This is a genomic window from Methylophaga sp. (assembly GCF_009711715.1).
Taxonomy (GTDB): domain Bacteria; phylum Pseudomonadota; class Gammaproteobacteria; order Nitrosococcales; family Methylophagaceae; genus Methylophaga.
This window is the reverse complement of record NZ_VENF01000010.1, coordinates 39,192-62,014: the sequence shown is the minus strand read 5'-3', so window position 1 is coordinate 62,014 and position 22,823 is coordinate 39,192. Positions and strand designations below refer to the sequence as shown.

General features: G+C 52.1%; 22 protein-coding genes. 3 read left to right on the top strand and 19 right to left on the bottom strand.

The window, feature by feature from the left end; all coding sequences use genetic code 11:
* The 12 genes from FH755_RS08130 to FH755_RS08075 form a co-directional block, all read right to left on the bottom strand.
* Positions 1-1,323, bottom strand: a complete 1,323-nt coding sequence (locus FH755_RS08130; protein WP_292440409.1) for an ATP-binding protein — start codon at positions 1,321-1,323, stop codon at positions 1-3.
* On the bottom strand, positions 1,320-1,979 hold the full coding sequence (locus FH755_RS08125) for a response regulator transcription factor (protein WP_292440407.1): 660 nt from the start codon (positions 1,977-1,979) through the stop codon (positions 1,320-1,322). The genes FH755_RS08130 and FH755_RS08125 overlap by 4 nt, the downstream gene beginning before the upstream one ends.
* The gene (locus FH755_RS08120) at positions 1,960-2,619 is read right to left on the bottom strand and encodes a tetratricopeptide repeat protein (RefSeq protein WP_292440405.1); all 660 of its coding nucleotides are present in this window, start codon (positions 2,617-2,619) and stop codon (positions 1,960-1,962) included. The genes FH755_RS08125 and FH755_RS08120 overlap by 20 nt, the downstream gene beginning before the upstream one ends.
* A 10-nt stretch (positions 2,620-2,629) precedes the next feature.
* Complete coding sequence (locus FH755_RS08115; RefSeq protein ID WP_292440403.1) at positions 2,630-3,415, bottom strand: SDR family oxidoreductase; 786 nt, start codon at positions 3,413-3,415, stop codon at positions 2,630-2,632.
* Entirely contained in the window at positions 3,403-4,071 is a 669-nt protein-coding gene (locus FH755_RS08110) for an iron-containing redox enzyme family protein (protein WP_292440401.1), read from the bottom strand. The genes FH755_RS08115 and FH755_RS08110 overlap by 13 nt, the downstream gene beginning before the upstream one ends.
* Positions 4,072-5,520, bottom strand: coding sequence for an AMP-binding protein (locus FH755_RS08105; protein WP_292440399.1), 1,449 nt, complete (start codon positions 5,518-5,520; stop codon positions 4,072-4,074). It abuts the gene before it with no gap.
* The gene (locus FH755_RS08100) at positions 5,517-6,224 is read right to left on the bottom strand and encodes a thermostable hemolysin (protein ID WP_292440397.1); all 708 of its coding nucleotides are present in this window, start codon (positions 6,222-6,224) and stop codon (positions 5,517-5,519) included. Before FH755_RS08100 ends, FH755_RS08105 begins: the two co-directional genes overlap by 4 nt.
* An 87-nt stretch (positions 6,225-6,311) precedes the next feature.
* A complete protein-coding gene (locus FH755_RS08095) occupies positions 6,312-7,541 on the bottom strand; it encodes a TolC family protein (RefSeq protein WP_292440395.1) in 1,230 nt (409 codons plus the stop codon).
* A gap of 72 nt (positions 7,542-7,613) precedes the next feature.
* Entirely contained in the window at positions 7,614-10,736 is a 3,123-nt protein-coding gene (locus FH755_RS08090) for an efflux RND transporter permease subunit (RefSeq protein ID WP_292440393.1), read from the bottom strand.
* Positions 10,736-11,968, bottom strand: coding sequence for an efflux RND transporter periplasmic adaptor subunit (locus FH755_RS08085; protein ID WP_292440391.1), 1,233 nt, complete (start codon positions 11,966-11,968; stop codon positions 10,736-10,738). Before FH755_RS08085 ends, FH755_RS08090 begins: the two co-directional genes overlap by 1 nt.
* Positions 11,969-12,014: 46 nt before the next feature.
* Positions 12,015-14,852, bottom strand: coding sequence for an RNA polymerase-associated protein RapA (gene rapA / locus FH755_RS08080; protein ID WP_292440389.1), 2,838 nt, complete (start codon positions 14,850-14,852; stop codon positions 12,015-12,017).
* Between the two features lie 16 nt (positions 14,853-14,868).
* Positions 14,869-15,147 (bottom strand): cupin domain-containing protein, encoded by a 279-nt coding sequence (locus tag FH755_RS08075; RefSeq protein ID WP_292440387.1) that lies wholly within the window; start codon positions 15,145-15,147, stop codon positions 14,869-14,871.
* Positions 15,148-15,230: 83 nt separating this feature from the next.
* Here FH755_RS08075 and FH755_RS08070 point away from each other — a divergent pair, with 83 nt between their 5' ends.
* Positions 15,231-15,809: a YigZ family protein gene (locus FH755_RS08070; RefSeq protein ID WP_292440385.1), complete on the top strand. Its 579-nt coding sequence runs from the start codon at positions 15,231-15,233 to the stop codon at positions 15,807-15,809.
* On the opposite strand, the gene FH755_RS08065 is transcribed toward FH755_RS08070, so the two are convergent.
* From FH755_RS08065 to FH755_RS08035, 7 genes are all read right to left on the bottom strand, one after another.
* On the bottom strand, positions 15,799-16,335 hold the full coding sequence (locus tag FH755_RS08065) for a methyltransferase domain-containing protein (RefSeq protein WP_292440383.1): 537 nt from the start codon (positions 16,333-16,335) through the stop codon (positions 15,799-15,801). The genes FH755_RS08070 and FH755_RS08065 overlap by 11 nt on opposite strands.
* Positions 16,336-16,430: 95 nt before the next feature.
* Positions 16,431-17,153, bottom strand: coding sequence for a DUF445 domain-containing protein (locus FH755_RS08060; protein WP_292440381.1), 723 nt, complete (start codon positions 17,151-17,153; stop codon positions 16,431-16,433).
* Positions 17,146-17,430: a hypothetical protein gene (locus tag FH755_RS08055; RefSeq protein WP_292440379.1), complete on the bottom strand. Its 285-nt coding sequence runs from the start codon at positions 17,428-17,430 to the stop codon at positions 17,146-17,148. The genes FH755_RS08060 and FH755_RS08055 overlap by 8 nt, the downstream gene beginning before the upstream one ends.
* A gap of 21 nt (positions 17,431-17,451) precedes the next feature.
* Complete coding sequence (locus tag FH755_RS08050) at positions 17,452-18,750, bottom strand: M18 family aminopeptidase (RefSeq protein ID WP_292440377.1); 1,299 nt, start codon at positions 18,748-18,750, stop codon at positions 17,452-17,454.
* Positions 18,751-19,115: 365 nt separating this feature from the next.
* Positions 19,116-19,298, bottom strand: a complete 183-nt coding sequence (locus FH755_RS08045; RefSeq protein ID WP_292440375.1) for a hypothetical protein — start codon at positions 19,296-19,298, stop codon at positions 19,116-19,118.
* Positions 19,282-19,710 carry a hypothetical protein gene (locus FH755_RS08040; RefSeq protein ID WP_292440373.1) on the bottom strand — a complete coding sequence of 143 codons (429 nt, stop codon included), beginning with the start codon at positions 19,708-19,710 and terminating at the stop codon, positions 19,282-19,284. Before FH755_RS08040 ends, FH755_RS08045 begins: the two co-directional genes overlap by 17 nt.
* A complete protein-coding gene (locus FH755_RS08035) occupies positions 19,707-20,177 on the bottom strand; it encodes a YcgN family cysteine cluster protein (RefSeq protein WP_292440370.1) in 471 nt (156 codons plus the stop codon). The genes FH755_RS08040 and FH755_RS08035 overlap by 4 nt, the downstream gene beginning before the upstream one ends.
* Between FH755_RS08035 and FH755_RS08030 the strand changes: the two genes are divergently transcribed.
* Both FH755_RS08030 and ppk1 read left to right on the top strand, forming a co-directional pair.
* Positions 20,176-20,655, top strand: a complete 480-nt coding sequence (locus tag FH755_RS08030) for a DUF6231 family protein (RefSeq protein WP_292440368.1) — start codon at positions 20,176-20,178, stop codon at positions 20,653-20,655. The genes FH755_RS08035 and FH755_RS08030 overlap by 2 nt on opposite strands.
* A 78-nt stretch (positions 20,656-20,733) precedes the next feature.
* The gene (ppk1, locus tag FH755_RS08025; RefSeq protein WP_292440367.1) at positions 20,734-22,821 is read left to right on the top strand and encodes a polyphosphate kinase 1; all 2,088 of its coding nucleotides are present in this window, start codon (positions 20,734-20,736) and stop codon (positions 22,819-22,821) included.
* The last annotated feature ends 2 nt before the right edge of the window (positions 22,822-22,823 follow it).

Sequence of the window (22,823 nt, the reverse complement as noted above, 5' to 3'; positions counted from 1 at the left end):
TTACTTTTCTCCCGGGAAATGAATAGTGACGGCCAGGCCTTTCCCCAATGATGATGTACCCAGCCGGATAGTGGCATGGTGCAACTCTACAATATGGCTGACAATGGTCAGTCCCAGCCCGCAGCCCAGTTCGCCACTGTCATGCCTGTCGCCCTGAAACCGATAAAAACGCTCAAACACACGTTCATGTTGATCTGCCGGAATACCCGGACCGGAATCTTCGACAATTAACTGCACGCCGTCCTGAAACGGTTTGACGATGACATGAATCTCTCCACCTGGCGGCGTATATTTATTGGCATTACTGAGTAAGTTCTGTAACAGGGTTTCCAGTGCGAAGCGATTGCCAGACAGTATGGCAGTCTCCCCATCCAGGGAAATATGCTGTTGCTTACGCTCAAATTGCAGAAAGTCGCTGGCAATAACTGTTTGCGCCAGTTTGTATAGGTCAACGCTCTCGAAACGCGCTGAAGCCTGATCCGGTGATGTTCGGTACAGTGCCAGAATCTGTTCTACCAAATGCCCCATCCGCTCAATGCCGGTCTTGAGTAAAGTGATGTCTTCATCATCGTCCCCCAGCCGTTGTTTCAGGTTGTGCAGATGCACTTTGAGCACACTGATGGGCGTTCTCAGCTCATGCGCGGCATCCGAGGCAAACCGCTGTTCCCGCTGGAAAGCATGATCCAGCCTGCCCAGAAGCGCATTGGTATTGGAAACGACCGTAACCAGTTCATGCGGCACCTTTTCCAACTGTATCGGGCTTAGATCATCAGCGCGTTTGCCGAGCACCTGATCAGCAAACTGACGCAGGGGTTTGAGTCCGATCCCGACCGCCAGCCAGATAATCAGCGCGGCTATCGGTATGGCAATCACAATCGGCAGCAAGGATTCCAGCACGACTTCTTCAGCCAGACTGTAGCGAACATCGATACGCTCTGCGACAACAATCCAGCGATTGAGATGCTGATCACGATAGACATAATTGCGCCAGCGATAACTATCGAAATTGACTTCATGGAAGCCTTCAGTCAGTGCACCAGTGACAAATTCCGGTGCATTACGGGAGCGGGTGAGTAATTGTTTGCCACCACTGTCCCAGATTTGAAAATAAGTGAACGGTGTCTGTTGTTCGGCAATCCCCTGCCGCATCGTCTGCTCGGAATTGGCTGAAGCTATCAGCCTTGCCGTGCTTTCCAGCCTGGAGTCAAACAGACTCTGGGCTTTTTCCATACTGGACTGGTAGCCGTGCAACAAGGCCACAAAGTTCACCAAAGTGATGGTGGCCAGCAACGATAACAGCAGGAAAAGACGAATCGATTTCATGCCGGTTTGATGGTGTAGCCGACACCGCGCACAGTCTTGATAAATTGATCAGGCAACTTCTTACGCAGGTGATGGATATGTACCTCGATGGCGTTACTGGCGATTTCTTCTCCCCAGCTGTAGAGCTTGCTCTCCAGACTGTCACGCGTCTGTACCCGGCCGGCATTCTCCATCAGTGTTTTAAGTAACATAAATTCTCGGCGTGACAACTCAATCTCCGCGCCCGAGACGGTTACGGTCAGGGCTTTACTGTCCATCGTAACGTCACCAATCGTCAGTCCGGCATGTTTGAAACTGCTAAGACGACGTTCAAACACCCTCAAACGGGCCAGTAGCTCGTCAGTTTCGAAAGGTTTGGCCAGATAATCATCAGCCCCGTTATCCAGGCCCGCCACTTTATCTTCCAGCGATGCCCTGGCAGTCAGAATCAACACCGGCAGCGCTGCATCCAGCTTGCGTATCGCTTTCAGTACGTCCTGCCCATCCATATCCGGTAAACCCAGATCCAGCACAACGATATCCGGGGGCGAGGTCGCAACGGCACTAACCCCCTGTTTTCCCTGCTTCAGATGGTTAACAATAAAGCCTTCTCGTTTGAGTGAACGTTTCAGTCCCTCCGCCAGAGAGGCGTCATCCTCAATCAGCAATACCTGCATGTTGATTTGTTCTCAGTTGATAACGAACTTGCTGCAAAGCCGCTGCAATTTCCTGTTGCCGCCCTTTATCAGCCAGAGGGCGACCGGGCCGCGCCGGTGCCTGCTGGGCTTTCAATAAATACTGTTCTGCCTGCTTGTATTGTCTCTGATCAAGCAGAAAAACCCCATAAAAATAATTACTGTCAATCCCCTCGGGATTAATGCTCAGGGCTTTTTTGAGCAAGGCTTCGGCTTTGTCATTATCGCCAAAGCCCAGTGGCCATCCCGGTACTTTAAAATAAAGCGTGCCCAGACTGGTGTAGGCCGAGCCATCCAGTGCCTTGTCATCGATTTTCATTGCCTGTTCAAAGTCCGCCCTGGCGGCTTTGGCCAGCCCCAGCGCACCCAGTCCACCTTTAATCCCGGCATAGCTCGATTGCACAATGCCACGCCAGATCAGGGCCTCGGCGGAATCAGGGTTGGCTTTTACAACGGCATCCGCCTCATTCAACAATGCTTCAAAGCGCGTTTTCTGCGCTTTGTCCTTAAGCTGATAATTGGCCTCTGCCCAGTTATGTTGAACCTCTGCCACCTGGTTCATCACATCGGCGGCAGCTGAAAAGCTGATCATAAGTGCCAGCATCACAAAAAGTTTTTTCATGGTTTGTTCCTCATAGATAGCGTTTAATCACGCCAAGCTGTTTTTGAAAGGATTTATCGACCAGTGACGGAAACAGGCTATTGATGCGCACAAATAATTTCTCTGGCCACCCCAGATAGCCGCGCTTTTCATGGTTCTTCAGAAAATTAACCAGTTCGGCAGCCACTTGCTGCGGCGTGTCCATCGCATTACCCAGCGCCTTGTTCATCTCATTGACCCTGCTGTCGTTCAAAGTCGTCTGTGTGGCTCTGGGAGCGAAATAGCGGACCTCGACAGGCGAATCCATTAATTCCCGTCCCAGTGCTTCGCTGAAGCCACGGAGTCCGAACTTGCTAGCACAGTAGACGCTATAGCCTGGCATGCCGATACTGCCCAGGATGGAGCCGACATTGATAATTGCGGCAGCAGATAATCTGCTGAATAAGGGTAAAAAATCCCGGCAAAGTGCGATCTGACTGGTCAGATTGACATTAATCAGCTTTGTCAGCTGTTCATCACTGTAGTCAGCGAGCTTGGCAAACTGATTAATGCCGGCAATATTGATCAACATTTGCGGCGGTGACAGCATCTCAGTACAGCAATCAACCAGCTTGCTGCGTCCTTCAGCAGACGCCAGATCAGCCTCTACGGTATAGTGCCTGTCGTCGAAACTGTGATTGAGCGCTTCCAGCTGATTGCCGTTGATATCTGTCAGCACCAGTGTCGCCCCCACGGTGTCGAGCAATTCGGCAACAGCCCGGCCAATCCCGCCGGCTGCCCCTGTCAACACAATGGTTTTGTCTTTCATGCTGAACATGGCATTTTGTCTCCGGTGAGACTACGGAAAATATTGCCGTAGAGGTAATAGAAAATCCTGGCTGAACGAATGATAAGCGCCTGTTCATCAGGATCGGAAATCCGGTTCATCAGACTCTCAAAGAATTTGACATGGTCCTGATCCAGCGCACCATGGGAGCGTAAATAACTGAAAGCCTGATTTGGCAGGCTTAATGCAATTTGAATCGACTCAGCAGCCCGATCGGCGGAGGTAATGCTGGTGCCTTCCAGCACATGCACCATGCCGAAAAAGCCGAGTGGATTGACACGCTGCGCGACATCATAGGCATAGGCGACCATCAGCTCGGTATGCAGGTTGGGAAGGCTGTCTCTGACCACCTCTTTATCGCCACCACAGGCGGCAATATCATTCAATATCCATTCCTGATGACCGACTTCTTCTTCAATGTACTCTGCCACCGCCGTTCGCAGCCATTCCTTGCTTTCAGGCAGCCGGCCGCCCACGGTCATTAACAAAGGCACTGTATGTTTAACATGGTGATAGGCCTGTGTCAGAAAATCGATATAAAGCGCGCGATCGATATCGCCGTTAAAAGCCCGCTCAAAAATGGGGGCGCTGAAAAGCTGCGCTCGTGCCTCAGCGGTTTCTGCCTGTAAAACATCAAAAAAAGCCATTCAAGCCTGCTCCTTAAAAATTTGGTTGATATCTGTCTGATAGCGTCGCGCTATCTGTTCCCGCACGGGTTTACCATTGGCTGTTAGTGTGCCGCTGGACTGACTCAGTGGCTGTGAAAGTCGCAGCCAGTGTTTGATGCGGGCATAGGCGGGCAACCCCTGATTAACACTGCCCAGCCAATTGTCGATGAGCACATCACTTACCGCCGTTCGGGGATAAATAAGTGCAATGCAAAGGGGACGCGCATCACCGTAGACCACGCATTGAGCGATGGCCGGGTTGGCCAGGATTTCACTTTCAATCCATTCCGGGTTGATATTGCGTCCGAAACTGTTGATCAGCAGGTTTTTGCGACGCCCCAGAATATGCAGATATCCTGCGTCATCAATGGCGCCGATATCACCGGTTCTGACCTGCTTCTGATACCAGCTTTCAGGATCATTGACATAACCCAGGAAGGCATTTCCGGACACGCATATTTCCTCGTCTTCAACAGAGACTTCGATATGCGGCAGCGGCATACCCGCACTCCCCTGTTGATTGTATTTCGGGCTGTTGAGACTGACGACAGAACTGCATTCTGACAAGCCATAACCCTCATACACAGGCAGATTCACTGCTTCAGCGGCTTCCAGTAAACCACTACCGACCCGGCTGCCGCCGACAGCAACAAATTTCAAACTGTCTGGTGCCTGCCAGCCATGCTTGATAAAGGCAACCAATGCGGACAAGATGCCAGGCAATAAAATCACGCTGTCAGGCTGAACGCTTTCCAGCACAGCAGCCAGTTTCTGCACATCAAACTCACTGGCGCCGTTAAAGCCAAGATCATTGGCTGGCAGCAAAATGACTTCGCCACCACTGAGTAACGGGGCATACACACCCGCAATGTTCTCGAGTAAGGTCGGTAGCGGCAAAACGCAGAGATGCCGCGGACTTTTCAGTCCGGTGCGTTGCAACAGCGCATTGGCGACACTGAGCTGGTTTGCCTCGCTCAGACATACCCCTTTAGGTTGACCGGTAGATCCGGAAGTGAAAGTGATTTTAACCGTATCGTCAGGTAATTTTGCCGGTACTGATGACTGGACAGACTTAATCTTGAGGTGGCTTGTGAGGGGGTCTCCCTGGAAACTATCCGCAGAACCAATCAGCGCTACAGCACCGCTTTGCGCCAGCGCATGCTGCTGTTGCGTGGCACTGAAAAAAGCAGGTAAAGGCAGCAATATCACCCCGGCTTCAAGGCAAGCCAAATCCGTCACCACCCAATCAATTTGATTGTCTGCAAGCAAAGCCACTACCTGCCCCTGATAAGGCTTGAGCAACTCAGCAAGCAGCGTCACTGCGCCTGTCAATTCGACCCGGGTCAGACGCTGCTGTGTGTCCGTGATAGCGCCAGCCTCAGGCTTTGCAGCTGCCAAGTCACGTAATTGCCGGACGATCAGGCTCATTGCGGCAGCCGGGCGGAGAAGCGCTCAATCTCGTTGGCATATTGATCGCGCAGGTGCGACATCAGCGGGTGGCTGTTCATGGTGCTGAAGCTACGATCAATATTGGCAGCCAGAACCACGGGCTTGTCATCGTAGTAACTGCCCCAGTTCGCCCCTTTATCCGGCAGCCGCTTCGGATCAGCGTCATTCAGTACAAAGGCGGGTATCTGTAATCTGGAGAGCCAGGCTTTAACAGCACTGTTGGCTGTAAAGACCACCCATTCATAGCCGGATTCGTACAGAATCTGAGCCAGTAAAAGAAACAGGGATTGCGTCGCTCGCTGTCTGCCGGAAGCCAGGTTACCGATTTCAACGATACGCTGGCGCTCAACCGCGCCACCGGTGACCAGCCCCAGCGTGGTTTCAATATCACAATCCAGATAAAACTCGAGAAATAATCGGTGTAAATTTGCTGGCTGGAAGCCCAATGCAGCGGTGATGCCCTTGTTATCTGCAGCTGACAAGAGCATGGGAAGAAACACACTGATATTGGCCGCATACTGGTGGGCGAAACGCTGGTAGATAAACTGCTCTACTGCGGCCCGGTTGTGACTGTCAGGCGTATGCAGTTTGAGCGAGTACAGGGGTAATAAACCCCAGTTGGCCGTCTGCCGATGATTACGCCCGGTATCGGACAGGACATTATCGAAAGAAACTGCTTCCATACACCACTCCAGTCTGTGACATTTTCAGGCACAGAGTAGCGTGGTTGTCTTAACGAAAAATTAAGTAAGCAATGACTTGTTGAAAGTTTAGAGTGTCACGCCCAGTGCCTGATTGACAGCTGCTTTTTTCTGCTCAACCAATACTTCCAGCTCACGTTTACGACTGCGGCTTTCATTAGCCAGAACCTGGCTGCGGAGTAAGTCGATAAGATTGATTTCTCCCAGATCAAAGGCGCGCTTTTGCATCTGGTAATACTGATGGGTGGTCCGGTCCTGTTCAGCTGCCAGTTTCAGTTGCTTGTTTACCGCAGATAAACTCTCCTGGCTGGCGAGCAGATTTTTATTTAACTGACGTTCAGTCTCCTGTCTGGCCACCTGGGCATCAGCGAGGGCAGCGGCACTTTCAGCCACAGCAAGCTGACTGTATCGCTTGTTATCAAGGGGCATGCTGAACCCAAGTCCCAGACTGTTGTTAAAGCTTTCACTGTCATCCCCGCGTTCGCGACGCACGCCGACAGATACACTGGGATTAACGCTGCCCTCAAACCTGGCGATATTCATTTCTGCCTGCAGTCTGGCAATGACCTGATCCTGCATTAAAAGGGCTGGATGATCGGCCGGCACCTGTGGCTGTGACTGCAAGACTTCAGTCACTTCAGCCGGCAATGACTGGAGACCGGTCACTAAGGTGTATGTTTTGAGTTGTTGTGACAGTTCTGACTCAGCGGCAATCATTTGGCTACGGGCTTCCAGTGTGTTGCTGCTGGCAAGCAACGCCTCATTGGCGGCCAGATCACCGGCTTTAACTCTGGATGCGACATCCTGTTCGAGTTTTTTGGCTGTTTCCCAGACCTGTGTTGCCTGCTCAAGCCTTGCTTCAGCCAGTTTGACCTGCCAGATGAGTTCCCTGACTTCGCCGGATGCCTGCAGTCGTAGCCGGTTCTGGTAAGCCGGCAATTGCGCCATAATTTTGCTGGACAGCGCCTGCTGAGCCTGTTGCTGACCCGGCAACCAGAGCGGCATATCGACACTGCCCTCCCATTCCTGCATACCTTCTCCGCTACCGATGGCATCATTAAAATGATCAAGATTGGCAGTGGCAGGTTCTGCAAATAAGGCATTGCCCAACACATCATTGGCTTGCTGTAACTGGCTGAACTTGCTTTCTGCCTCTTTCCCCGGCAAGCGCTGGTAAACCTGCTCGGCCACAGTGCTGAGGGTAATGCTATCAGCGTAGTCCGCTGGCAGCTCTCCTGCAGCAACGACAAGGGAATTTGAGACCAGGAGACTGGCAACCAGGTGTTTCAAATAAGACATGCAGGCCCCTTACTATCACGCCAAATAGGTACTATTAAGGCATAAGCTTAATACAAACTAAACTTAGCCAGACTAACTTTTTTGTGGCACAAGCTTACCACTGATTTTGTCCGCAGCACTCTCATGTACAGATAACATGGCCGGTATAACCAGTAACACCAGCGCCGTTGCAAACATCAGACCGAAAGAAATCGATACCGCCATCGGAATCAGGAACTGGGCCTGAAGAGAAGTCTCAAATAGCAGTGGCGTCAGGCCGCCGATGGTCGTTAATGAGGTCAGTAATACCGCACGCAACCGCTGGCTGGCCGCTTCTATGATCGCCTGCTGGGTGCCCATACCTGACTCGCGCAAGTGTTTGAAGAAAGTCACCAGGATAATGGAGTCATTGACCACGATTCCGGACAGACCGAAGATGCCGAACAGCGATAATATGGTCAGATCGATATTCAGCAGCCAGTGACCGAACAAGGCACCGATAAGTCCGAATGGAATCGCCGACATCACCACCAAAGGCCAGCCATAAGAGGCAAATACCCAGGCCAGCACCAGATAAATCAGGACAAAAGCAAGAAAGACGCCCTGCACCATATCGCCAATCGTCTCTGCCTGTTCTTCGGCACGGCCCTCATAGGCAACTTTGACCCCATAACGTGAGGTCAACTCAGGCAGAAATGTCTGCTGCATATCAGCCAGGATCTCATTATTATTATTGACTGTGGCATCGACCGTGGCCGTGGTATGAATTGCAAGCTGGGTATCGGTGTGCCGCAGTACATCAAATCCTCTGCGGGCTTCAAATTCGACTACGCTGGACAGTGGTGCACTACCGCCGTTAGGCAGGCGGACCATAAAGTTCTCCAGCGTGGCCAGTGTATTGCGTTCATTTTCGGGCAACATTACCCGCACTTCGACTTCATCATCACCATCCTGGAAAATCTGCACCAGCTGGCCGTCAAAGGCGGCCCGCAGCTGGCGTCCGACATTATTGAGAGTCAGTCCCAGCACTTCACCCTGGCCTTTGATCCGGTAAATCAACTGTTCCTGACCATAAGGCATATCATCCTCAATGGCACTGACGCCGGGATAGGTCTTGAGCTTCTCAGCAATCTCCTGAGACGCAGCTTTGAGAGTGTCCGCCGGCGCACCGGTCAGCCTGATATCAATATCGCTGCCAGGCGGTCCGCCACGACGCTCACTGATAGTGAAAGTCTCTATGCCCGGAGGCAAATGAATTTTTTCACGCCAGACGTTAATAAAATCTTTATTGCGAATATCGCGCTGATCCGGCGAAATCATTTCCAGCTGGATCGAGCCGAAACGCTCATCAACCTGGGAAGTTGCATTCGGGTTGGCAGCACTGGCCGTGCTCAACCGTGTCACGGACAGATCCATTAACTCAGGGCCCATTTCCTGTGCTGTTTCTTCCAGGGCCTCATTCACATGCGCCAGGAAACGTTCCACATGTTCGCCCGGTGTACCAGCAATAAATCGGGCATTGGCCACAATGGTCGTTCCTTCAGGCGACGGAAAAAAGTTGAACAGAATCCGGCCACTGGCGAGCAGACCGATGGCCAGAATTAACAAAGCCAGCGCGGCCGCGATGGTGACCCCGCGAAAATTCACGGCATAAGTGACCAGCGGTTTGAAAACATGATCACGAAAGCGGTGAAACTGACTGTCGAGGTAATGGCGAAGGCGCCCGGGTTCAGCATGATGCATGGTATGAAAAGAATGCCGCAAGTGACCGGGAAGTATGAGAAAACTCTCAATCAGGGAAGCGATAATCACACAGATTACGACAAAGGGAATATCGAACAGAATATTGCCGATAACGCCGCTTATCATCATCAAAGGCAGAAACGCTGAAATCGTCGTCAGCGATGAGGACACCACTGGCGCCAGCATCCGTCTGGCACCGCCTTCGGCCGCGGTCAGCGACCGTTCGCCGCTTTGATAATGTGATAAGGCATCTTCACCCACCACAATGGCATCATCGACGATAATCCCCAGCGACATGATGAGTCCGAACAGACTGATCATATTGATACTGCCGCCAAGTAAATAAAGCACTGACAGCGCCGCCATGAATGACACCGGTATGCCCACCGCGACCCAGAAAGCCACACGGCCATGCAGGAACAGAAACAGCACGCCCAGCACCAGTATCAAGCCGCCGAGACCATTATGCAGCAGCAGGTTAATCCGTTCTTCAATCAGTTCCCAGGTAGCATCAAACACCCTGATTTTGACGCCCTCGGGCATTTCATGGCGGCTGTCATCCAGCCACTGTTTCATGATTTCCGCGGATTTCAGTGCATCGGCATTTTCAGTACGCTGCAGTTCAATTTCGACCGCAGGCTGGCCCTGATAAAACACCTTGACCTGATTACGCATCGGCCGCCGCTCGATCTCCGCGACATCATCAAGCATCACCAGACCGCCGGCATAATCGGCTTTCAGCAGTAACTCGCTGAACGCATAAACGTCGCGTTTTTGTCCCTGGCTGCGAAGCTGCCGGGCGGTCTCATCATTCCCTACCTCACCGGCTGGTAGATCCTGACTCTGCTCGCCGACTCGCTCACCGACTTCGTTAAAACTGAGCCCCAGCGCTTCCAGTTCATGAGTACTGAGTTGGATAGCGATTTCTTCTTCCGGCAGGCCGGTGATATTGACCCTGGAAATACCGCGGTCCAGTAATTCATGCTCAATTTGATGCGCCAGATCTCGAAGTTCATCCAATTCGCCGTCACTGGTTATCAAGAGCCTGGCCACGGTGTCATAACGGGTCACCAGACTGATTTCAGGGGTTTCCGAATCGGTCGGCAGATTACGCAGGCGGGCCACATGATCCTTGACCTGATCCAGTGCCCGGCCCATATCCGCATCTTCTTCGAACTCCAGCGTTACCAGAGAAGCTCCATAAGATGACGTCGAGGTCATCTTGTCGACATAGTCGATAGTACGCAGTTCCTGCTCGACGCGGGTGGTCAGCGATTCTTCCACGTCCTCGGCACTGGCACCCCGCCAGGTGATGCTGACGGTGATGATATCGAGCGCGAAATTGGGGAAAAACTGGGTATTAAGCCGGTTCAGCGATAAGACACCGGCAACCAGCATCATGATCATCAGCAGATTGGCGGCAACCCGATGCTGGGCGAATATGCCGATAAAATCGTTGCGATGGCTCTCCATCAGTCAGCAACCTCAACCCGCAGACCGGTGATCGCATTAGGCAGTTGTGTTGCCGCAATCAGATCGCCCGGTGCTAGCGAAGTACTGCGGATTAGCAGACTGTTTTTGCCGTTTTCCCGTTCCACCTCGCCGATACGCTGGATAGACACTGACTGCAGGTGTCCATCCTCAATAAGGTATACACGGTCCATGCCGTAAAGCGCACTGAACGGAATTTCAATCACATTTTCCTGTTCGGCAAGCTGCAGCTGTAATTCGACAAAGGTGCCCAATGGCAGCGGCGCCATATTGTTCTCAATACGGAATAAGCCATCAATCCCGCCACTGTCTTCTCTGACTTCGCCGGACAAACGGTTCAGCGTCAGCCGCATAAGCTGACCATCCACTTGGGCACTGGCTTCCAGCTGTTTGCCTTGCTGCAGCATCTGGCGTACCTGCGCAATATAACGCCCCGGGATCTGCGCCCTGACTTCGAGATTATCCAGATCATAGACTGTCAGCAGGGTATCACCAGGCCTGACCCGGTCTCCCAAAGCGACCGTGAGCCCGGCCACCCGGCCATCAAAGGGTGCCCTGATTCCGGTGCGGCTGAGATTGACCTCAGCCTGGGCCAACAGGGCTTCAGCACGTTGCTTGGCTGCCTGTAACTGGGCCAGTCTGACTGTGTGATTGTCGATATCAAACTGCAGTTGTTTCAGCGCTAAGGCCTGCTGTTCGTAGGCTGCCAGGGCATCATCCAGCGAGGCCTGCGAAGCCAGCCGGGTCTGCTCCAGTTTGCGCGCACGTTGTACCGCCTTGTCGGCCAGCTCCAGTAACTGTTTCTGGTTGGCCAGTAAGGCTTTATCACGCTGGAAGCGTTGATTCTCACTATCAATCTGTGCCTGGGCTTCTTGAACATCAGCCTGACGCTGCTGCAGTGCGAGCTGAATATCGATGTCATCCAGTTTGATCAGCGTTTGCCCGGCTGTCACCCTGTCGCCTTCCAGCACATTGACTTCAATAACATCGGCTTCCAACGCGGACTTCAGGCTGGCATCACGCGGGGTCTCCACTCTGCCATAGATAGTCACTTCCGGCGCAACCCGCTGATACTCAACCTTAACCGCTTCAACCAGCCAGGCTTTTTGCTTCTTTTCCATTGCCGGCGTTTCGGGCTCGCTGGCTTTGAGCAGCATGAACGCCAGAATAGCGAGGCCAATGATAAGGAGGGGTAACGCGATTTTTTTTAACAACTTATGCTCCCAGCGACCGTCTAGAGAAGGAAATGACTATCCGTGTTTAGTTTGGTTCAGTGACTATCGCGACCCGGACCGCATCCAGGCTTAATTCGGCTGATTGTATCGTATTCGCCAGCGCTTCAGTGAGTGCAGCCATGGCGTCCAGTTCATCCTGACGAATGGCCGGATTCTTTTCAGACAATGCTTGCAGACGGGCAGTCTCCGTTGTCATTTCCTGCTGCATGACAGCCAAAGCATCACACCTCAGCCTTTCACCCGGTTCGATAGCCGCACGCTGGGCCTGCTGGATCAGCTTTTCCAGTCGTGGCCGGGCATGGCGGATCAATTCCTGCGAAGTCGCACGAGGGATCCGCCCGGCCAGCTTATTAAACTGTCTGTCCGGCAGCTGATCCTGATGCTGACGCCCTTCAGCGTCGACCAAAATACGGAAGTAACGCTGTGGCAGAAAACGATCAACATAGGTCTGCAAGCTGCCGATAGCCTGCACCTTAAAAATAGCTTCCAGCAATAAAGTGCCAGGACTGAATTCATTGGTTTCCAGGGTGCAGAACGCACTGTTCCCGATCTCGGTATTCATTACCAGATCCATGGCGCCCAAGACCATCGGATGCTCCCAGGTCAGAAAGGCCATATCTTCACGGCCCAGTGCACGATGGCGCTGATATGTCGCTGTCAGCCCTTCTTCCGGCAGTTCCGGGAATGGGTACACCATATGATTGCCCGGCTCGATAATCACACTGTCGCTGCTGTGCGGCTGTTGATCAACGCCGAAAGCATCGAACACATCATCCATAAAATCAGCCAGTTCCAGCCCACGGGTAGCTTCTTCCAGTTCTGCAATAATGTGCTGGGCGGCATCTGCATCAAAGGAGTTCCGCTCCAGCAGACGATTGCGACCTGATTGCAGGGATTGTCTGGCTTTTTCCGCTGTGCTGCGGGTCAAATCAATCAGTCCGGTCAGGGCTTTTGCATCTGCTGGATTATTGAGGCAGTTTGACAGTTGATCCTGTGTCGCCTTGTTAACCGCATCACCGGCAGCAAAGACCTGTTCGAAGGCATTCATACCCTGGTGATACCAGTTAAGCAGCACTTCCTGGGCACTTCCCTGGTAATAAGGCACATGAATGTCGACATCATGCTGCTGACCGATGCGATCAAGACGACCGATACGTTGCTCCAGCAGATCCGGATGACGGGGTAAATCCAGCAACACCAGATGATGACAGAATTGGAAGTTACGCCCTTCACTGCCAATCTCTGAGCAGACCAGCAGCTGCGCCCCATCCTCTTCCTCGGCAAAATAGGCCGCGGCGCGGTCACGGTTTATCAGGCTCAGATTTTCATGGAAAGCCGCACTGCGAACGCCCTGGTGCACACTGAGATAGCTGTCGAGCTGGGTCGCCGTATCGGCACTGGCGCAAATCAGCAGGATTTTCTCACCACGGCGGGCTTTGAGAAAATCAAGCAGCCAGGCAATCCGGCTGTCTTCGTTCAGCCAGTCATGTCCAAACACGGTTTCCGGCCTGATCGCTTCACTACCAATGAGTCTGCTATCTGCAGCAAGTGGGTAGCTATGCAGCATCCGCTTGGGAAAACCTTTCACCACCTCTCGGCTGTTGCGGAACAGAACCCGACCGGTGCCATGTTGATCAAGCAGGTCTCTGATGGCTTGCTGTACTGAACTTTCAAATTCATTCTCGCGCTGCAGTGCCGCGATCAGAACTTCTGACAGATAAGGTCGCAAATCAACTATCAATTTATCAATGGCGCTTCGGTCTGACGCATCAAGTGAATCAAGCTTATCAATCAGTGTCGAAACCGGCTCATAGGCAGCTTCCTGCTGTCTGAAGGCTTCAAGGTCATGAAAACGTTCAGGATCCAGCAGACGCAGGCGGGCAAAATGACTGTCGATGCCCAGTTGTTCCGGTGTGGCGGTCAGTAACAACAATGCAGCAACTCGCGCTGCCAGCTTTTCAATTAACTGATAGGCCGGGCTGCTGTTCCCAGGTTCCCAGTAAAGGTGATGTGCTTCATCCACTATCAGCATATCCCAGTGCGCAGCCAGCAGATCCTCCTGCATCACCGGGTTATCAAGCAGATCATTAAGACCACATAAAACCAGCTGGGCACTGTCAAAAGGATTACCTTCGTCAAGTTCAACCAGTGTGAGATGCCGATCGACATCAATCAGACTGAAACGCAGGTTAAATCGGCGCAGCATTTCGACCAGCCATTGATGCAACAAGGCGTCAGGCACAATCACCAATGCGCGTTTGACTTCACCGCTCAGAATCTTCTGATGCATGATGAGGCCGGCTTCAATGGTTTTACCCAATCCCACCTCATCAGCCAGTAACACCCGCGGTGCATGTCGTTGCGAGACCTGCTGGGCGATATATAACTGATGCGGTAACAGTTGCACCCGGGCACCGAGCAGGCCGAATACCGGTGAACTGAATAACTCATGCTGGTAAGCAAGTGCCTTGGCACGGAGCTCGAATTGACTGTTTTTATCTACCTGGCCGGCAAACAGGCGATCCTGCGGCTGGTTGAAATGCACCCGGCTGTCTAAATCCATTTCATGGAAGCTCACAGCTTCACCGTCACTGGTTTCACCCTGATATATCAGGCAGCCATTGAGCGGCTGCACGGCGGAAATGGTAAAGCTCAATTGTTCGCGGGTTTTGACCTGTTCGCCTTCTGAGTAAATCACACGGCTCAAAGGCGCATTATCAGCCGCATAAAAGCGGCTTTCTGCGACCGCCGGGAAGAACACTTCGATGCTGCGGCCACTACTGTCCTTGATGATGCCTAATCCGAGTTCTGCTTCGCTGTTACTGACCCAGCGCTGGCCAATGATAAATTCTATTTCTGACAATGTTTTTCCCGGGCTTTTAGCCGAATTGATAATGTTTACGCAGGTCCTGCTTGATCTGCCAGCGGCAGCTCAGACCGGCAGCAAAGATGACGAGATCACCGGCTTTGATTTCCACCGATTCACTGCCGTCGTCTGCGGTCACGATCACCTCGCCCTCCAGGATGTAGGCGGTTTCTTTTTCATCATAATGCCAGGGAAATTCTGATGCTGCTTTTTCCCAGATGGGCCAGGCGTAAACCCCGAGTTCCGTGAGGCGTGACTGATCAGGCTGATGTTCCACTTGGATGGCTTTCATAATCGTCTCCTGCATGCGTTAAAACGCGTGGTGTGGAGCGATATGTTAAATTGTTGACTGTTTTTTTCCTATAGCTACAGGCCATGGCATCCAAGTTCAACACGATTCACCGCGCTGCGGAAGCCGAGTATGAAATCAAAAAATCACGCTTTATCGGGGTGATTTTGCCTTGCCAATCTGAAGATGAAGCGCTGAGAAAGCTGGGTCAGCTGGCACGCCAGCACCCCAATGCCAATCATCTTGCCTTTGCCTGGCGGATTCGCCAGCCAGAAGGCTTTCTGACCGAACGCTTTCATGATGCCGGTGAGCCATCTGGCACCGCGGGAAGGCCGATTCTTGCGCCGCTGGAGGGTGAAAATTTAATCAACGTGGTGGTCGGGGTGGTGCGTTATTTCGGTGGTATCAAGCTGGGCACCGGCGGGCTGACACGAGCTTATGCTACAGCAGCCAAAGAGGCAATTGCCGCGGCAACCATTGTTCCCTGGGTGGAAATGGCGACACTGAAACTGGATATCGACTATCCGCAATTACAGATGCTCGAATATCAATTAAAACAGATTCACGGTGAAATTATCGACCAGCAATTTACTGATAAAGTGAGCTTGACCCTGTCCCTGCCGGCCTCGGAAAAAGACGCTATCAAACAACAGTTCAGCGCCTGAAAACCACTAACCGTCCATCAATATAAAAACTTGAAAAACCATATTTATCAGCTACATATCTGATTGTCTTAATGTGGTAAATGAATACGTGTGTCGGGTCGTTTTTGTAATTCCAGCGATGAAAATCGATAGTCTCGTGATAAAGCTCGGTCATGCATAGCAGCATACCGGACGGTTTAAGCAACTGACTCAGTAAAGCAAAACTCGCCGCCGGCCGGTGGAAATGTTCAATGACCTCACAGCTGCAGATATAGTCATATTGCTTTTCTAATAAGGCCGGTCTATCGAAAAACAGCGGATCATAAGCTGCGATATCATAGCCTTGCCCGGCCAGGACATGTGTAATAACAGGGGCGTGCCCGGCACCGAAATCCAGGCCCTGATGTTGTGGCGTGAAATGCTGTCTAACGCTTTCAGTGATGGGTGATACAAAGCGCTGAAAACGTAAATCCCCAGCCTCATTCAGATGCTCAAGATAACGACGCTTTTCCTCCTCCCTGCCCGGCCAGCTGGCCGGATCCTTCATAATCGCCTGACAGCCAGTGCATTGGTAGTAAAAGCGTTGTTTAAAGTCATAAAACAGCCGTGTCTCTGCCCGACACAGGGGGCAAGCCGGGTTCATTACAGCGGCAGGAAGCTGGTTGCCAGCCCGATCAGGCCGCCAAACACGCCGCCCCAGACAACCAGCCAGCCCAGGTGTTCACGAATCATGCGCTGAATAATATCTTTGACCATCGGCGGTGTCAGCTCATTGAGCCGCGACTGAACGATCAATTCGATCTGACCGTGAATATCATCAAACACAGGATTACTGCTGAGCTTGGCTTTCACACTGGCCTGGAATGAATCACTGTGCGCCATGTTATCCAGTGCCACCCGCATTTTGTCGATAAACGGCTGTTTCAGCGTTGCCAGCGATTTCTTGCCGCCGAACATCGACAACATGCTGCCATAAGAGGATTCCAGAATGGTGTCGACCAGGCTGTCATAAGCCGGGGCCAGGTCGGTCTGTTCAATCACATCGCTGAAGTCCAGCCGGTGCTGGGCATTATCCTTAATCAGCTCGGCCATAAAGCGATCAACGTTATCCTTGCTGAAAAACTGCGACATCACCAGATCATGAATACCGGCCTTAAAATCTTCAAAGCGGGCTGAAATAATGCCGGAACCATACAGCCCCGGCACTTTTTCAAACAGCATATGAATGGCGAGCCAGTTGGTCACACCGCCGGCCAGGGCAAACAGGCCGGTATTGAGTATGGGCTCGCGATAAGGGGCTGGTGCCAGCAAGCCGCCGGTCACGACAACAGCGGCGAGCAGGTTGGTAATCAGACTCTTATTCATTGATCCATTTGGTGAGTGCATCAACAATTTGCGATGCCTGATCGCGACTGGAAATATTGAACTTGGAACGCTGGCTGTATTCACCGTTACGCTTCTGATAGCGCCGGATGGTGTATTTATCCGGACCGAAATCGCCGGTTTTGCGGTCCAGGTCCTGATAGCGAAACATGACTGTCGCCCAGGCGCCTTTAGTCAGAACGACCTTGTCCAGTTCTTTGACTGTCATGGTCTCGCCTTCGAAATATTCAACGGTCAGTTCATCTACATTTTCAGCCATAAATAAAGGTTTCCTTTTTGATTAAACAGTGATTTTGTAAAAAGCGGTTAAAGCGCTGTGTAGCCACTCGGCATCACGACTGCCAGCCATCTCCCGAATCGAATGCATGGCGTAGGTCGGCACACCGATATCGAGGGTGCGAATGCCGATATTGGATGCGGTAATCGGACCAATCGTACTGCCACAGGCCATGTCCGTGCGGACTACAAAGTCCTGTACCGGCACATCGTGCTGGTTGCAAAGCTGGCGAAATATCGCACTGGTCTCGCTGCTGGTGGCATAGCGTTGATTGGCATTGGTTTTAATCACCGGTCCCCGGTTCAGAATCGGGCCATGTTCGGCATCGTGCTTGTCCGGATAGTTTGGATGAATGGCATGGGCATTATCGGCGGAAATCATCATCGAACGGTCAATCATCCTTTGATAATTTTCCGGCGTCTCGCTCAACCGCTGCAAAACCGATTGCAGAAAGTTGCCCTGTGCACCACTGCTGGACTGACTGCCGACTTCTTCGTGATCATTACAGACCAGTAGAGCCGGACGGCTGTCACCGGCAGCCAGCAAAGACTGCAGTCCTACATAGCAGCTCAGCAGGTTATCCAGTCGGGCGCTGCTGATAAAGTCGCCATACAGGCCTGTGACTGACGCTTTCTGTGTGTCATACAGACAGATTTCATAGTCCAGTACCTTACCGATATGCCGATCCGGATATTGTTGCTGACATTGTTTTTCCAGCAAGGCGCGGAAGTCGAGTGTGTCACCCTCTTCCAGTTGACACAGGACCGGTGGCAAATGCTGCTGCGGGTTGACGCTGCGGCTCTGATTGGCTTCGCGGTCCAGATGAATCGCGAGGCTCGGGATCACAGCAACCGGGCATTCAAAATTGATCAGTGCCTGCTCGATGCGACCTTCTTCAGTTTCAACACTGACCTTCCCCGCCATCGACAAGTCGCGGTCAAACCAGGGGTTAAGCAAGGCCCCACCGTAAACTTCCACCCCCAGTTGCAGTAAGGTCTGCTGGACTTTCTCGGGCTTGGGTTTGACTTTGAGGCAAGGACTGTCAGTATGCGCGCCAACCATGTTTATACCGGTTTCAGTCAGTTCGGTACCGGTCAGCGTAAAAGCAATAATCGACGCGTCATTGCGGGTGACATAATAACGACCGGCCGTCAGCTGGCCCCAGCTGTCACGCTCAGACAGGGACTTGAATCCCTGTGCTTCCAGCAGCGACTTCATCGTCGCTACCGCATGATAAGGCGTTGGGGACTGGTCCAGAAAGGCGCACAGCCCCTGGTTGAATACATTGCTTGAATGAGCCATAACAAATCTATCGCTGGAAAGTGACCGCTATGATACCGATTTTAAGCCTGTGGTTCGATCTTTGTCAGTCCTCAGGTGGCCGGTCACGATACCTATGGAACGTTATTTTGGCTGGCCCAGCATCGCTGGCCTTTTTCAGCGGTGGAACCGTGTTTACAGTTTCGACTGCGATGCCCGTCACATGCGTTTGCCTGAGACTGATTGCTGTTCAAGATGATGTCTTCCAAGCGGGACAAGCACATTTATACTGTTTTCAACAAATGGCCGCGCAGACAGTGGCATATTGACATCGTGCTGAAACGAAAACCATTCGGTATTTGATAAGGGGAAACTCTGAAATCACGGCTTCACCTCGCATTCTTTAACTAACACAAAGCGGTAATGCGATCTTTGTCGAGCAGAACATGACAGGCTTTATTATCGGCGGTAGTGGTAAAGAAGGTGCCGGTTTCTGCCTCGTGGAAACGGCTGGCAAGCCGTTTGAGAACGTCGGTATTCGACCCGATGCTGGAAGACTGTTTGTCTACCAGACTACATCTCGTCCTCATCCTTGTTTAATTTTTTTATTGCCCGTTTTGACAGGCCGCCATGTAGACGGCAGCGACTTGCCAGCGCGCCCAGTCCCCAGGCCTCCGGCGGGCGAATAGCTACCGAGCGTTTACAGCGCTTGCCACCGGGTAATTTAGCACCGCATGGCGGGCGATAACGTTTGATTTTTTCCCAGCCTTCCAGCGTCTGGGTAGCCTTGCGGATCGTTTTTACTTCACGCGGTGAAAGCTGTGTTTGATCGACCGGATGGGTTTCCTGATCGGTGTGACGCCACCAGTAACGTACCACCGGTACGGGTAGACCGAAACGACGCGCCAGATCATCGGGTTTACGGTAAATCTCCAACTCCAGCAGCAGAATGGCAGCCTGCTCAAGTCGTGCGGTAAACTCGCGGCTTTCTTCAGGCGTCATGCATCAGGATCAGGTTCATGACTGAGTTGAATAACGGCTTCATTCAATTCTTCTACTTCAGATTCAGGCTGTGCAAACTCGCGCACCGAAATACCGGCTTTGTGAACACTGTCCGGATCACCGGTAATCAGCGGATGCCAGTCCGGCAGGGGCTCACCTTCAGCCAGTAATCGATAAGCACAGGTGGAAGGCAGCCAGTCAAAATAATGCGCATTTTTTATGCTGAGCTGGATGCAATCGGGAATAATGGACTGCCGATTGTCGTAGTCTTTGCAGCGGCAACCATGAATATCCAGCAGTGAACAGGCGGCTCGCGTGTAATACATGCGGCCATCGTCTTCATCTTCCAGCTTATGCAGACAGCAGCGTGCACAGCCATCGCACAAACTTTCCCACTCCTCGTGAGTCATCTGGCTCAAGCGTTTATGTTTCCAGAACTCAACAGATGTTTTATCCTGATCCGTCATGACCAATTCAGTTGCCCTATCCAGCCTGCTCGCGCCCTTTGTCAGTCAGTTCAACCCCAGATCGATTCTGACTGCCGGTGACACGGCGGCAATGTGTCTTCAAATAGGTAATGATACTAAATTGCAGCATCTGAAGACACCATTCAGCCAGGATCAGTTGCGTGACACGCGGCCTGTCGACCTTGCTGTTATCAGTCACCTGACCGAATCGATGGATAAAGCGGCGGCTCAGCAGTGGCTGGGCATGATTAAAAATCGTCTCGCGCCCCATGTCATTCTGATAAGCCATCCCGCTATTGCCGATGATAAAGGCTGGCGTCTGACTGACTATCTGGCCATGGGTTTCCGGCATCTGGCCGGCACTGAGGATGGATTGCAGGTGTTTACTTACGCGATTGAAAACTATCAGCCCAAGCGTGACTGGCTCAACAGCCGTTACTGGGCTAACCCGGAAATGTATGACAAATACCGCTGGTAACCCTGGCGTCATATTGCTGTCATAAATACCTATTAAGTTACTAAGGATCATTGCGCCCAAAATGCGCCAGAAGGAAATATGAAACAAGAACAGCCCATCGATCTCAACAACCCTGAGCTTTATATCAATCGCGAACTCAGTTTGCTGGAGTTTAACTGGCGTGTCCTGCAACAGGCGCTCGACAGCAGTCTGCCCTTGCTGGAACGACTCAATTATCTGTGTATCTCCAGCACCAATCTGGATGAATTTTTTGAAGTGCGCGTAGCCGGGTTGATTCAGCAGATTGAAATCGGCGATCCCTATATCGAAGCCGACCAAGTGACCGCGCAGGAGTGTCTGAAGCTAATCAGCCAGCGTGCCCATGAACTGGTCGAAGAGCAATACCGGATACTGAACGAAGTGTTACTGCCGGAACTCGAGGCAGAGTCCATTCGCGTTCTGCCCCGCTCACAATGGAATGACGAACACACCAAATGGTTGCAGCATTATTTCCAGGAAGAAATACTGCCGATTTTAAGCCCAATGGGGCTCGATTCCGCTCATCCCTTCCCCCGCCTGCTTAACAAGAGTTTGAACTTTATCGTTTCGCTGGTCGGTAAAGATGCGTTCGGCCGCGATCGCGGTTATGCGATTCTGCAGGCGCCCCGGGCCCTGCCCCGTGTGATTCAATTCCCGCAGGAGCTGTGCCAGCCCGGCGAATACAAATTCGTGTTCCTGTCCTCAATTATTCATGCTTTTGCCGAAGATCTGTTTTTCGGCATGAAGGTCAAAGGCTGTTACCAGTTTCGTGTGACCCGGAATAGTGATCTTGCGATTGATACCGAAGAGACCAGCGACTTGCTGGCGACCATTGCCGATGAACTGACACAACGTAACTACGGCGATGAGGTGCGACTGGAAATTGCCCACAACTGTCCGGAGGATATGGTCGAGTTTCTGCGTAATGAATGCGCAATGGAGCGGGATAACGTTTATCTGGTTAACGGTCCGGTAAACCTGAGCCGTATTCAGGCCGTGTGCTCGCTGGTTGATCGGCCTGATCTCAAGTTTAAACCATTCACCCAGGGCCGGCCGGAAGGACTGACGCCGGATGTCGATATCTTTACGATACTGCGTAAGCAGGATATGTTGCTGCATCACCCTTACCAGTCCTTCACACCGGTCATTGATTTATTGCGTCAGGCCGCCGCTGACAGCAGTGTCTTAGCCATCAAACAAACGCTGTACCGCACCGGCGCCAAGTCGCCTATCGTCGATGCGCTGGTAACCGCAGCACAAACCGGCAAGGAGGTCACGGTGGTTATCGAACTGCGAGCCCGCTTTGATGAAGAAGCCAATGTCGCTTTGGCGGCACGCCTGCAGGAAGCCGGTGCTCATGTGGTTTACGGTATTGTCGGCTATAAAACCCACGCCAAAATGCTGTTGATACTGCGCCGGGAAAACAGCAAATTGCGGCGTTATGTTCATCTCGGTACCGGTAACTATCATCGAGGCACCGCGCGAGTCTATACCGATTACGGTTTAATGACCTCGGATAAACAGATCGGGGAAGACGTAAATAATCTGTTTATTCAACTCACCAGCCTGGGTAAAATCCCGCAGATGCATAAATTGCTGCATGCGCCGTTTACCCTGCATGACGGCCTGCTGAAAAAAATCGAGCGTGAAATCAACCATGCCGAATCCGGCAAACCAGCCCGCATTATCATCAAGGTGAATGCCGTTGTAGAGCAGGAAATGATCCAGGCGCTGTACCGGGCATCTATGGCAGGCGTCAAAGTGGATCTTATCGTGCGCGGGATTTGCTGCCTGCGTCCTGGCATCAAAGGCCTGTCCGAAAATATTCATGTCCGCAGTATCATCGGCCGTTTTCTGGAACACACCCGTGTATTTTATTTCGAAAATGGCGGCAGCCCCGAACTCTGGGCGGGCAGTGCTGATTTGATGAAACGCAACCTGCTGCGCCGGGTTGAAACCTGCTTCCCGATCGAGTCGAAGAAGCTGCGTGAACGTATTCTCGACGATTTGGAAACCTATCTGGCAGATAACAGCCAGGCCTGGATCCTCAATGCCGATGGCCGCTACCAGCGGGTTGAAAAAACGGAGTCAGAACCTGCCATCGCAGCACAACTGGCTTTACTTGAAAAAATGGCCAAGACATACTGAGC